Origin of the sequence: Ruminococcus sp. CAG:57 (genome assembly GCF_000435935.1) — a bacterium.
GTDB lineage: Bacteria > Bacillota > Clostridia > Oscillospirales > Ruminococcaceae > Hominimerdicola > Hominimerdicola aceti.
Map to the genome: position 1 here is coordinate 6,099 of NZ_FR890677.1, position 13,174 is coordinate 19,272.

Genomic DNA, 13,174 nt, shown 5'->3' on the forward strand with positions numbered 1-13,174 from the left:
TCAATAAGACCCTTATCACGGAAAATATCAACGCAAATATGCAGTTTGCAATAATTCATACTGTCGCCTGATATTTTCATGAAAAGATTATCCAACGTAATATTCTTAACTGCACTTATGTATTTATATACGCCGATAAGCTCCTGCCTTGTCGGGATTATTTTTCTTATAAAACTTGCAGGAAGCTGTTCCCCGCGCATGAGTTTTTCATAACAATCCTTTGCCGCAAAATATCTTTCCTGTTTTACTCCACTCAATCTATGATCGATAACTCTTATGGATATGGACTCACGGTTATTGAACACATTTATTCCAAGCTCCACGAGCATATCAAGCTTATCGCCAACTGCGAAACAAGCTTTTTCAGGTGCAAGGGAGAAAATAAGAGCCTGTCCTCTATAGCTTCCGTATGAAAACTCGATCTTTGTATGCTTGCCCTGTGACAGCGGTATTATCTTATCTACTCTTACTCCAAGCATTGCAAAAACTGGAACAGGGTTCTCTGCACCAAAAGGCTCCATTGCGGCAAGACCCTTTACATTATCAAGGTTGATATCCTGCGGCATAAGAAGCTTATCCGCTATAAGCTCAACGCTAGGGAATTTCTCCATAGGATCGCTGTATTCATACACCATTTGAGTGAACTTTTCAATGTTCTCAGCCTTCAGCGACAGACCTCCTGCACACTCATGTCCACCAAATTTATCAAGCAGCTCTCCGCAATGCTGAAAACACTTGAATATATTGAAGCCCTTTACGCTTCTCGCAGAGCCTCGTGCGTTTCCATCATCATCAATGGAGATTATAACATTCGGCTTTCCGTAAAATTCCAAAATGCGTGAAGAAACAATGCCAATAACTCCGTGATGCCAGCCCTTGCCTGAAAGCACAAGCACTCTATGGTCAAGAGTTTCAGGGTGAGCGTTTATATAGTTTACTATTTCTGTCATTATCTCTGTTTCCGTCTGCTTGCGCTGGGCGTTAAGATTTAAAAGAGTGTCAACATAATTCTCAGCGTCCTCCGGGTCTTCGCTTAGAAGTGTTTTTACCGCTATAAGAGGTGAGCCAAATCTGCCCGAAGCGTTTATAACAGGGGCAATCCTAAAAGCAATGCCTGTTGAGTCAAGAGCATTTCTATCAAGCTTTGCTTTATCTATAAGATAGTTTAGTCCCAATATTTCGGTGTTTGCAAGATATTCAAGACCACGCTTGACAATAGTTCTGTTTTCCCCTGTGAGTGGCACAACGTCCGCAACTGTACCGATAGCACAAATGTCGGCATACTGTTCCATAACAGTGTCATAACTGCCGCCGTCAAGTGCAGCACAAAGCTTGAAAGCTACACCAACGCCTGCAAGGTCTTTGTATGACGAAGGACAATCTGCACGATGCGGATTAACAATAGCCCTTGCCCTCGGAAGCTTCTCAGGCGGCTGGTGGTGATCTGTGATAACAAGTTCCATATCAAGTTCAGCAATACGCTCAGCTTCCTCAACCGCAGAAATGCCGTTATCCACAGTGACGATAAGCTTAACACCCTTTTCTGCAAGCATTTCAATAGCTTCCATGTTCATACCATATCCAGCCTCACGCTCAGGAATATAGTACATAATGTTTGCGCCCATGCTTTCAAGATAGTTGTAAAGTATAGTGGTGGACGTAACTCCATCGCAGTCATAGTCACCGTAAATACAAATAAGGTCATACTGATCAACCGCCTTGTTTATCACCTCGGCGGCTATAGCCATATCCTTTATAAGAAAAGGATCACTAAGTTCTTCACCTTTAAAAAAATCAGCAAGGCTGTCAAAGTCAGTGAAACCCCTTGAAGTCATGACGTCTAGGGTAAGGCTTTTCAAGTCACACTTGTTCATAAACTCTGCAGTTTTCACAGGGTCAGGTCTGTTTATTCTCCATTTTTTCATATAGAAATAGTCCTTTACGCAAATTTACATTCATTACTTATTATATCACATAAACTGCCTTTTTTCAAGTAGCATCAAGAAAAAGTGTGAAATTTTAGGCATAAAAACAGCACCGCAGAAAACCCCGCAGTGCTGAAATATGGATCTTTCATTATGTTGCCGCAGAAACTGCAACAGCGTTTCTGCCATATTTTTCATTACCTGTTGGTTTATCACCTACAGGACTGAATGTTGGAACGATCTTTTCGACCATTTCAACGATATTTTCGTCATTGTTATAGCTTGCACGAGCAAGCTCTCCAAGCTGACCAAGGAACGTTTCTGTGTCAAACGGTATAGGCTTTCCGATATGGATAAGCTCATTGTCCGTTTTCATCATGCCCTCCTCTGCCATAAGCTTCTCCTCAAAAAGCTTCTCGCCAGGACGCAGACCTGAGTAAACTATCTTGATATCTACATCAGGCTTATAGCCTGAAAGTCTGATAAGATTTCTCGCAAGTGTGTCTATCTTCACAGGCGCACCCATATCAAGGACAAATATCTCGCCGCCCCATGCGTATGTGCCTGCCTGAAGAACAAGGCTCACAGCCTCAGGTATAGTCATGAAATATCTTATGATATCAGGGTGAGTAACAGTAACAGGACCGCCTGCTTCTATCTGCTTTTTGAACAGTGGGATTACAGAGCCGTTGCTTCCAAGAACGTTTCCAAAACGAACTGCAACAAACTGTGTGCCATTTCTGTCCTTATTGCCAACGCTTTCGATCTTAACCGCTTCACTGCTCTCTATATTATCAACAGCTATCTCGTCTATCGGATCGTTCTCAAGCATACCGTCTGTCATTTCATCAACGTGTGCATGGAGCATAGGTAGAAGATCTGTCCTGCCTGCCTTGCTGATAGCGTCCATGCTCTGGATAACCATTTCGCAGAGTCTTTTACTTGCACCCATAATATTAGTAGGGTTTACAGCCTTATCAGTGCTTATAAGCACAAACCTCTTTGTGCCATGCTTCAAAGCGGCATAGGCTGTCTTGTATGTACCAACAACATTGTTTTTGATAGCTTCATTAGGGCTTGTTTCCATAAGCGGAACGTGCTTATGTGCTGCAGCGTGATAAACGATATCAGGCTTGTATTTTTCAAAAACGTCATTGATACGTCTGCTGTCACGAACAGAGCCGATAAGCGTCACAAGATTGAGTTTACTGCCATATTTACGTTTAAGCTCCTGCTCTATTTCATAAGCATTGTTTTCATAAATGTCAAATATTATAAGCTGTTTAGGCTCATGACCTGCTATCTGTCGGCAAAGCTCGCTTCCGATAGAGCCACCGCCACCTGTTACCAAAATGGTCTTACCCTTAAGGTGCTGGAATATCTCGTCCATGTTTACTCTGATAGGCTCTCTTCCAAGCAGATCCTCGACCGCAACAGGCTTCATCTTGCTGAGAAGCACCTCACCATTTGTTATCTGATAAACGCCCGGAAGCTGTTTCATCTCACAGCCTGTTTCCTTACAAATATTAAGGATATCCCTTTTGTTCTCGGGTGATGCAGTTGGGATTGCAAAAAGGATCTGATCAATATTATACTTTTTGACGCTTTCCATAATGCAATCACGGCCACCGACGATAGGAACTCCTCCGATATTTCTTCCCCACTTATTTGGGTTATCATCGATTATGCAGAGTGGTCTTGCATTTGCACGTTCTGACATCGTAAGCTCTTTAAGGATCATCTGACCCGAAGCACCTGCACCAATGACCATTGCATTATGCACTGCCACCTGATTTGTTACCTGTTTTGCTCTTAAAAGGGTAACATATCTATAGGCAAAACGCACTGCTGTTATAAGCACGAACTGAGTTCCCGCTCCTACTATATAGTAAGCCACAGGCATTCTCATGAAGAGTAATGTTATACCAACAGTCTGGAATATGGTAGTAACTATCGAGGCCAAAAATATCCTTGACAGTTCGCCAATGCTAGCAAATCTCCACAAACTATTATAAAGCTTGAACACAAAAAACACCACAACACAGAAAGCTGTATATATTGGAGCAAACTTTACATAGGCAAGCATATACTCCTTTGGTATTGCAGAAAAAGTAAGGTCAAATCTGATGAAAAGTCCGAAAATGTAGGATAGATTTACGGCAACAATATCATAGAAACACAGAAAGAATGCAATAAGCATCCAATGTTTTATCTTTTTGTTTTTCCACACCTGAACTGTGTTTTCACTTGTTTTCTCCATAAATAAAACATACCTCCGCTCAATTAAAGCAATGAATAAGATCACACCATGGCCACCCCTCAATGGCACAGTGCAGGCTATTTATAATATCATCAATATTTTTTCTATACTTAAAAAGCAAACATTCTTTCTTCGTCAGCCATAGCAGACATGAGTACTTTATCAGAACGTCTTATATTTTCACTTCCAGATCTTTTAGCTATAAGATCAAAATTAGGTTTTCTATCATCAAGATTATGAGCATCGCTTCCAAAGACAAAATCTCTGCCACTTGAAATAAGCTTATTAACAAAACGTCTAGAGGAAAAATGCTCAAAAGCTTCTGCATTTATCTGAAAAACTGCATCCACAGACATCAGACTTTTCAGATCTGACTTTGAATAAACGCCCATATATCTATGTACATGGGCGATTATCGGAATAAGCCTTCGAGAATTTGCTATTTCGTCTATCTCCTCGACGATCCAACTGTTATACTGGGTGAAGGGTGGTTCAAGAAGAATAAGTCTTGTTCCGCTGATACACAGCTTTTCAAGTTCTCCTAATACGCTGATGCCCTTTTCTATAGCCACCTCAGCACCAATATGTATATCCTTCACGGCAGGGTCAGATGCCATGAGCTTCTCATAAGCATTTTGCCGTTTGACAAGATAACTGTCTAAAGAAGCTTCCCTGTGCATATAAAAATGCGGTGTTGCCACAATTATACCTATGCCCTGCTGTTTCATCATTTTTATCATTTTAAGTGATGTTTTGATGCTGTCAGAGCCGTCATCAATATTCGGCAGTATGTGGCTGTGATAATCGGTAGTCAATCTAACATCTCCATGTCATTTAACTTTCGGCAGAAGTATCCTTCCCACCGTATTTATAGCTGTAGTCATATTTATACTTGTAGCTATACTTGTATCCGTAATGAGAACCGTTCTTTGCGGAAATATCATTAAGAACGAACCCAAGCAGATTGCAATCGCCTATCTCAAGCTTCTTCATAGACTCCTCTATCTCCTGATATGTAGTTCTGCCATATCTTGCCACAAGAAGAACGCCTGCGACCTCGTCTGCAAGGCTCATTACGTCAGTTACAGGAAGCAACGGGGTTCCGTCGACAATAACATAATCATACTTATGCTGAACATATTCAAGCAATTCACGCATTTTCTCAGAAGCAAGAAGCTCTGACGGGTTTGGAGGCAAAACGCCTGATGTAAGAACAGCAAAATTGCCATTCTTGGTTTCATGCACACACTTATCAAATGTGCTTTCACCACTCAGTATTGTTGAAAGTCCAACATTGTTTTTTAACTTGAAGTTTCTGTGCTGAACAGGTCTTCTCATATCAGCGTCAATAAGAAGTACCTTATTTTCTGTTTCAGCCATTGAAGCTGCAAGGTTTGCAACTGTTACAGACTTACCCTCACTTGGATTAGGGCTAGAAACGACAACTATCTTATTTCGTGTTGTAGAAAGTGTAAACATAAGGTTTGTACGCATTGTTTTGTAGTTCTCTACAATATTAAATGGTATATCCTTATTATTGAACAGAAGCTGTTTTTTTCTGTCAGCAGAAGAACCTTCATCCTTTTTAGAAGTCTTTCCGCCAATATTCATTATCTCACCAACGATAGGCTTCTGATAAATGTCGCCAAGCTCATCAGAATTCTTTACAGTGTTGTCAAAGAAGTCGATAACAAGTATCACTAGAACAGCCACCATCAAGCCACCAACAAAGCCAAGGGCAACATTTTTAGTGGTGTTAGGAGAAACAGGTGTATTGTAAACTTCAGCATCACCTATCTTTTCAACTGAGCCTGCACCGATAACTCTTATAAGAAAGCTTGGAGCGACGTCAGCCATTATGTTACAAAGATCAGAAGAAAGCTTTGCATTGGTTGTTGTGGCAGTTATCTGAAGTACCTCTGTCTGATTTACAGCGGTCATGCTATAAGCATTTCTCAGGCCGTCATTTGAAACCCTGCCGCTCGTTACAGTAAAATAAGGAGCAAGCTGTTCAGGAGTATACATCTCAAGAAGCTTATCGCTTACCTCGTTCATTACCGGGTCATCAGTAAGTATAACAATGTAGGTCTGTACCAATGACTTTGAAGCGTTAATATCCTGTAAGTCAACATTAGTCTTATCCTGACCCGTTGATTGATTATCAGCACTTTTAACATACATTGAAACGTGTGACTGATACTGCTTACTCATAACAAATTTTGATACAAAAAGGGCCAGTATCGCACACACTATTGAAGCGGCAACGATATACCAAACCTTTCCGAGAAGAAGTACCAGAAGATCCTTGATAGTGTAATTTTTTTTCATTTGAATTATTCACCCTATTGTTGATATTTTCGTTATTTTCCCAAAAAATAAACCGTACAATAATAATTTTATCACATTCTATTCAAAAAGTCAACTTTAAACGATACGTTTTTTTGTATTTCAACAAAAAATTGGTTTTTTGTTATAACATACAATAAGATAAACTAAATCAGCCAAGTATTTGTCGGAAAATCATATAAGCTGACAGCTTAATTTAACAATTATGAACGGCTACTGTAAAAGCCGCCATTACAGCCGTTCCAAAACTATTTACCAGTCCTTGTATCATAAGTATGCCGAAATTCATGACAGATTGCTGAACTGAGGCAGCGGTCGGCATTCGCACCACTTCACCAAAGCTGCAATCCTTCCAAGATTTTTTCATGAAGGATAGTCGCAAAAGAGGTTCTTTGGCAAGAGTGTAAAAGCAAAGTCCCACACCTGACAGGATAATTCTAACATAATCAGATGTCAACAACATTATTTTCATTGGAGTATGCAAAAGTTTCAAAATCTCATTGGAAAAGCACAATGTGATAGGCTCTGTCACCAAAGTAACAGAGCCTATGATCAGAGATGATATGTTCAGACAGCCTTTCAGGCGGCGTTCATTTCTTTCAGCGAAACAATAAGAAACAAGCGAGTCACAGCCATGCACAGACCTATTATGATCGGATAAAGAAAAGTCGTGAGGGTGTATGTGCCGCCCACAGCCGCAAGGGCATTTTCGCCAAGAAATCTGCCAACAATAAATGTGTCGGAAATGTTATACACCTGTTGGAGCAGATTTCACAGTATCATCGGGCTTGAAAAAGCAAGAAGCAAGCTTATGATACTGCCGTTTGTAAGATCTCTTTTCATTATCGTTCTATCTCGATACTCATACAGTTTGTACCACTAAGCTGACAACTAAGTTCATCAGGCTGATGCGTACCAACATAGAGGGTGAATTCCTTTGCAAACTGTTTTCTCTCGCCGATATCTGACACTGTTGTGAAAGCTTTGTCAGGTACTTTGATTTCAACATCAAGCTTTTCACCTTTTTTGACAAAAATTCTCTTGAAGCCGCACAGCACAGGATAAGCCGGAGCATTATCACAATGTGATTTAATGTAAAGTTCGATAACATCACAAGTATCGGCACCGTTATTTTCTACCTCCACATTGACTTTGCCATCGTTATAACTAAGCGATGTAACAACAACATCTCCATAAGTAAGACCATAGCCGAATGGATAAAGAATGTTATCTCTTGTGTACCTATATGTTCTATCAGACATAGCATAATCAGTAAAGCAAGGTAGCTTGTCGGCGCTATTATAGAATGTAACAGGCAGTTTTCCTGATGGCGACACTTTACCAAAAATAATATCTGCAATAGCCTTGCCGCCCTCTGAACCCGGATACCATGCGTGGATAAGAGCGTCACAATCATGCTCGACATTTATTGAGCTTCCTGCCGCACATACCACTATCATAGGCTTGCCGATCTTTGCGACACGCTTTATAAGCTCACGCTGACTTTCAGGAAGTCTTAGATCGTTCTTGTCACCTGATGAAAACTCATTACCTGTGTCGCCCTCCTCGCCCTCAATAGTGGCGTCAAGACCAACGCAAAGTATCACAACATCAGAATTTGCCGCCGCCGCCTCAGCTTCGGCGTATCTATCCCCTGCCTGTGCCAGACCCGATACTCTGTCCTTATACAAGTGACAGCCTTCAGCATAAAGCACCCTGCCATCAAATGCGTCCTCGATACCCTCAAGGAAAGTAACATACCTGTCGGCTGTGCCGTTATAATTGCCCTCTAAAGCCGCTCTACTGTCGGCATTTGGACCTATTACAGCGATAGTTGATATTGATTTTTTGTCAAGCGGAAGAATGCCCTTGTTCTTGAGCAACACCATGGACTTCACTGCACACTGGTAAGATACAGCTTTATGCTCAGGGCAGGAAACAACGCTGTATGGTATGTTGTCATATTCCGTTGACTTGTCAAATATGCCAAGTCTTATGCGAGTTCTCATAAGAGCAACACAGGAAGCCCGGATTTCATCTTCTGTCACAAGCCCCTTATCAAGAGCAGAAAGCAGGTGTACATACGTACAACCGCAGTTCACATTACAGCCTGCTTTAAGTGCCATTGCGGCCGACTCTACAGGAGAAGACGTCACCATATGGTGTTCGTGGAAATCCCTTATTGCCCAGCAATCAGAAACAAAATAGCCATCAAAATCCCATTTGTCAAGCTTGCCCATTAGAAACTCACTAGCACATGACGGCTCGCCATTCACACGGTTATACGCACCCATTACACCCTCGACCTTTGCTTTTTTCACAAGCTCCTCAAAGGCGTAAAGATAGGTCTCTTCAAGGTCTTTCCAATTAACCTCTGCATTAAATTCATGGCGAACAGCCTCAGGTCCGCTATGTACTGCAAAGTGCTTTGCACAAGCGGCAGTTTTCAGTACCTTGCCACTGCCCTGCAAGCCTTTTACATATGCCTTGCCGCACTCTGCGGTAAGATAAGGGTCTTCACCATAAGTCTCATGACCTCTGCCCCAGCGTGGATCTCTGAAAATATTTATATTAGGTGCCCAAAGGGTAAGACCTTTGTATATATCCCTGTCATCACGCTTTGAATACTCATTATACTTGGCACGAGCTTCTGTGGAAGTTATATCTGCCACTTTGAACACAAGGTCGGTGTCAAACATAGCCGCAAGACCTATTGCCTGTGGAAACATGGTGGCAACACCGCTTCGTGCAAGCCCATGGATACCCTCATTCCACCAGTTATAGGCAGGAATGCCGAGCCGCTCAATAGCAGGAGCGTCATATCTAAGCTGTGAAGCCGCCTCCTCTACGGTCATTTCATTTACAAGTGCTTCAGCTCTTTCCTGAGCTGAAAGGCTTTCATTGAGATAATTTTTCATATATCCTCCTTGCACATTACGTCAATTATATCATACAAAAAAATTATACACCATGGCATGACATCGTGTCAAGGCGTATAATTATAATAATTAATGTAGAAATTATATCTAAATGCTTTGAGATCAGCTTTGACAAAAATCATAAAAGCACCAAAACAGTAATGTTATAAGTCTTTTATTTGAGAATGCTGAAAATCTTTTGCATTTTCCAGCAATATACAATTATATGAAACAGCGCATATACGCACTTATACATAACTATTTCAAATCATCGTAAAAATATTTGCTTTTTTCTGAAAAAAATACCAATAAAAATATTGACAATCGAATTTTAATAGTGTATAATATTGTTATAAGAAAATATTACGAAAGGTGATAGGTGTTATGAAAAAGATATTTAAGTCAATTTCGGCTTCTGTTACTGCGTTCATCATTGCTTCAACAATGGTTGTAAGCGCATCAGCAGCTTCTTCTGCCGATGTTGTTTCTGCAGCTAAATCAGCAGGTGTTCCTTCTAACCATGTATCAGAGCTTAAGAACTACCTTGATTCTCACGCTTCAAAGTTCAGCTCTGCTGACTATGATTACATGGTAAAGGCTCTCTCTGATTGTGGTGCTACATATGTTCAGCCTGTTGCTGACAAGCTTTTTGGTGCAGGAACAGATCTTGCTTCACTAACAAACGATCAGCTTAGACAGGTGTTTAAGGAAATGGGCGAGGATAGCAGAAAGGCTATTGCTGATGCTTGCGTAGCTACAGGTAAACACTTTGGTGTTACTATCAAGGTAGACGAGCTTACAAGCAAGGATTGGAACGTTCAGGTTGTTGATTCAGATGGCAATACAAACATTGGAACAAACACAGGTAACGGTTCACTTAATACTGGTGCAAACAGCATGACAGCTGTTCAGGTTGCTGCGGTTCTTACACTTGCTCTTAGTGCATTTGGTATTACAGTAGCTGTTAAGAAGAACAAAGAGTGCTAAGATATGGTCAGGAAAGAGGTTAAAGCTTCCTCGTCTGACGCAAACAAACTGAAAAAAAATAAGAGGACGTCAGTGGCTGTAATGGTCTTGACGCCTCTTTTAGTTTTGGCTCTTTGTTTGTCTATCATGACGCTGGTAAGTTATAAAAAATTCATAGAGCTGCAAGGATATGCAGCAATAGCGTTCAATGAGAACGCTCATTTGAAAAACCCATCAGAGGATAATAAATACAGAAATGCAGACGCACTGCCTATGAAGGGATTAACAAAAGTCACAGTGCCAGATTCTGAAAATAAGACGGAACAGCATGAGATAATCTATCCGTATTACGGCGACAAATATGCCGAGCTGACCGTAAAGAATGATAAGGCAGGCATTGACAAAGAGCCTGTTTACTGGGGAGACTCTGATGATCTCCTAGCAAAAGGGGTTGTGCAATCTAACTATTCTGCATATATAGGTGCTACAGGCAGAGTTGTCCTTGCGGCACATAACCACACTTATTTCAGATATTTACCTAATATTCTAGTGGGTGATCAAGTGATACTAAAAACAGATTATGGCAAATTTACTTATGAGGTCACAGAAACTAAGGTACTTCCAGATACAGATACTTCCCTTTTGTATTATGACGTGACCGCAGATCCACCTGTAGATGATCTGATACTCTACACTTGCTGGAACAATGGATATATGGGTCTTTCAGATCAGAGGCTATATGTTATTTGCAAAGTCGTAAGCAAAGAATATAAGAATTAGGAGGGTAAGATCTGTGAAAAACAAAAAACTATACAACTACCTGCCTAATCTGATAATCTCGCTGTTTTTGGCGTTTATATTCCTTGCGCTGTCACTTCTGTTTGCGGCAGACAATATTTTCTTTGAACCGACAACCTATACGAACAGTATGTACAAGATAAAAATCGAGGACACGGCTTTCGAAGAGATACAGACATATTGTGAACAACAATATGCCTACACTGGTGTTGAAGCTGATACCCTGAAGAAGTCGATTAACAAAACTGATGTATCAAACGCTATTTATAGCTATGTTGAAGATACTTTCAGTTATATTCTTGGCAAAAAGAGTGGACTTCCTGAGTTTAAGGCAGACTTTACGCTTCTTGAAAAGAATATCTCAGACGATTATACAAAATGGGCTGAAAAAGAAGGCGTTAAATATTCTCAGGAACTTGAAGACATAAAGCAGAAGACAATAAAAAATGTGGAACAGGCAATTGAATCCGACCTTGACGTTATGCTTTTGAGCCATATAAATAAACCTAATGGCATTTCCACAAAGCTTAAAGATCTGCTTGTGCTTGCGAGAAAAATAAGGATAGCTCTTATTGCAACGGCTGTTATATTTATAGGCGTTATGGCAGCAGTGAACAGAAAGCATATAGGCGGTTTGCTTTATTGGGTTGGCACTTCACTTTTCTGTTCCTCAATGCTCATTCTTGTTCCGTGTGCTATCCTAAAGGGTACAAAATATTATGACGGGCTTGCGATACATAATGACACTGTGTATAATGCACTCACAAGATCCATGTATGGCTTAACTGACAGCCTTATTAAATTATCGACAGTTACTCTCATAGTGGCAGTTCTTTTTATGGCACTTTTTGCGTTGATAATCAATTTGACAAAGTTCAAAAAGAAAGAAAAATGCTAAATTTATCAGACCCCTGTTTTAAATAGGGGTCTGTTTTTTATAGAGGAAACAATTCCATTTAATAGTCGTCAATAGTTTAAAAATATGATTAAAACGTTATAATAATATTACGATATATGCAGTTCGTTGATATAGGTATATAAAAGAAGATGGAAAAGATTTTTGGCAAGGCAACTTATTATAATGATAGTTATGTCTTAAAGAAGTCATGATGGACGTTAAAAAGCCGCAGAAAAGTATATAGTTGTCCCCTCCAAAGTGAATGCTTTGGAGAGGATTCTTTTAAAACCAATATAATTAAATATGCTTTTCAAACATGACTTTGCATAATTCAGTTTCATCTCCACAAAAATCTTGTGTTTTGCTAACTTCAACAAAACCACATTTTTTATACAACCTTATAGCAGATAAATTATCAGCAGTGGTCTGCACTCGAACAAATCTTTTACCTTTGTCATGCAAAAAGCAATTAGCAAACTCGACCGCAAATGTTCCAACGCCATAATACTGATATTTTGGCTCAACGGCAAGCATTGAAATATAACCAACTTCAGCGTTTTCTAGTCCGTTGATTTTCAGCCAGGCAACAGGCATTAGTCCTCGACATATCAGAAAATTTTCCTCATCTGTATCATTATTCAAAATCGACTTGCACCACTCGTCATAGGATATTTTATCACCGTGTAAAGCCTTCAAATTTCTGTTGTAAAGATTGGCTACTATCTTTACATCAAGTTTTTCTCGTACAGTCACAGCGTTGTAAATTTGTCCAAACTGCTTTTCAAACATCAGGTCACCATTATTTATCAGATCATTAAACGTCTGATATGGTTTTTCAGTAAAGCCAAGCTTTTTCTGCAACTCAAGTGACGATGTGTTTTGTGGATCAACATAAGTTCGTACAGTTTTACAGCCCTTGTCTTTCAGTACATCAAAGGCTGTTGTAATCATTTTCTCCGCAATATGCTTGCGACGGTGGTTTTCAACAACAAACAGATCACCATAATACCAAAGTGTAGGGTCATCAATATTTTGTATACAACATAGCCGTCCCACAAAATCG

Annotated in this window: 10 protein-coding genes and 1 pseudogene; 3 read left to right on the plus strand and 8 right to left on the minus strand. The window is 40.2% G+C overall.

Features of this window, described 5'->3' with window-relative positions; all coding sequences use genetic code 11:
- The 7 genes and pseudogenes from recJ to QVO88_RS00090 form a co-directional block, all read right to left on the minus strand.
- The coding region (gene recJ / locus QVO88_RS00055; RefSeq protein ID WP_288177645.1) for a single-stranded-DNA-specific exonuclease RecJ at nucleotides 1–1,925 on the minus strand (1,925 nt) is incomplete at its 3' end.
- Between the two features lie 151 nt (nucleotides 1,926–2,076).
- Nucleotides 2,077–4,185, minus strand: a complete 2,109-nt coding sequence (locus QVO88_RS00060) for a nucleoside-diphosphate sugar epimerase/dehydratase (RefSeq protein ID WP_022286492.1) — start codon at nucleotides 4,183–4,185, stop codon at nucleotides 2,077–2,079.
- A gap of 110 nt (nucleotides 4,186–4,295) precedes the next feature.
- Complete coding sequence (locus QVO88_RS00065; protein ID WP_022286493.1) at nucleotides 4,296–5,000, minus strand: CpsB/CapC family capsule biosynthesis tyrosine phosphatase; 705 nt, start codon at nucleotides 4,998–5,000, stop codon at nucleotides 4,296–4,298.
- Nucleotides 5,001–5,019: 19 nt separating this feature from the next.
- On the minus strand, nucleotides 5,020–6,513 hold the full coding sequence (locus tag QVO88_RS00070) for a polysaccharide biosynthesis tyrosine autokinase (RefSeq protein WP_022286494.1): 1,494 nt from the start codon (nucleotides 6,511–6,513) through the stop codon (nucleotides 5,020–5,022).
- Between the two features lie 214 nt (nucleotides 6,514–6,727).
- Nucleotides 6,728–7,003: a hypothetical protein gene (locus QVO88_RS00075; RefSeq protein ID WP_265290950.1), complete on the minus strand. Its 276-nt coding sequence runs from the start codon at nucleotides 7,001–7,003 to the stop codon at nucleotides 6,728–6,730.
- Nucleotides 6,998–7,287 (minus strand): annotated as a pseudogene (locus QVO88_RS12260) (MATE family efflux transporter); the annotation flags it as partial. The pseudogene QVO88_RS12260 and the gene QVO88_RS00075, both read right to left, overlap by 6 nt.
- 86 nt (nucleotides 7,288–7,373) lie before the next feature.
- Entirely contained in the window at nucleotides 7,374–9,449 is a 2,076-nt protein-coding gene (locus tag QVO88_RS00090) for a glycoside hydrolase family 3 C-terminal domain-containing protein (protein WP_022286495.1), read from the minus strand.
- A 384-nt stretch (nucleotides 9,450–9,833) separates the two neighbouring features.
- On the opposite strand from QVO88_RS00090, the gene QVO88_RS00095 reads away from it, so the two are divergent.
- From QVO88_RS00095 to QVO88_RS00105, 3 genes are read left to right on the plus strand one after another with little or no spacing between them, the layout of a single operon-like run.
- Complete coding sequence (locus tag QVO88_RS00095) at nucleotides 9,834–10,436, plus strand: hypothetical protein (RefSeq protein ID WP_022286496.1); 603 nt, start codon at nucleotides 9,834–9,836, stop codon at nucleotides 10,434–10,436.
- Between the two features lie 3 nt (nucleotides 10,437–10,439).
- On the plus strand, nucleotides 10,440–11,195 hold the full coding sequence (locus QVO88_RS00100) for a class D sortase (protein ID WP_022286497.1): 756 nt from the start codon (nucleotides 10,440–10,442) through the stop codon (nucleotides 11,193–11,195).
- Nucleotides 11,196–11,208: 13 nt separating this feature from the next.
- Nucleotides 11,209–12,111 (plus strand): hypothetical protein, encoded by a 903-nt coding sequence (locus QVO88_RS00105; RefSeq protein ID WP_022286498.1) that lies wholly within the window; start codon nucleotides 11,209–11,211, stop codon nucleotides 12,109–12,111.
- 297 nt (nucleotides 12,112–12,408) lie between these two features.
- On the opposite strand, the gene QVO88_RS00110 is transcribed toward QVO88_RS00105, so the two are convergent.
- The coding region (locus QVO88_RS00110) for a GNAT family N-acetyltransferase (protein WP_288177648.1) at nucleotides 12,409–13,174 on the minus strand (766 nt) is incomplete at its 5' end.

Coding starts and splice junctions, on each gene's coding strand:
- QVO88_RS00090 (WP_022286495.1), bottom strand. CDS start 9,449: ATGAAAAATTATCTCAATGAAAGCCTTTCAGCTCAGGAAAGAGCTGAA.
- QVO88_RS00070 (WP_022286494.1), bottom strand. CDS start 6,513: ATGAAAAAAAATTACACTATCAAGGATCTTCTGGTACTTCTTCTCGGA.
- QVO88_RS00100 (WP_022286497.1), top strand. CDS start 10,440: ATGGTCAGGAAAGAGGTTAAAGCTTCCTCGTCTGACGCAAACAAACTG.
- QVO88_RS00075 (WP_265290950.1), bottom strand. CDS start 7,003: ATGAAAATAATGTTGTTGACATCTGATTATGTTAGAATTATCCTGTCA.
- QVO88_RS00060 (WP_022286492.1), bottom strand. CDS start 4,185: ATGGAGAAAACAAGTGAAAACACAGTTCAGGTGTGGAAAAACAAAAAG.
- QVO88_RS00095 (WP_022286496.1), top strand. CDS start 9,834: ATGAAAAAGATATTTAAGTCAATTTCGGCTTCTGTTACTGCGTTCATC.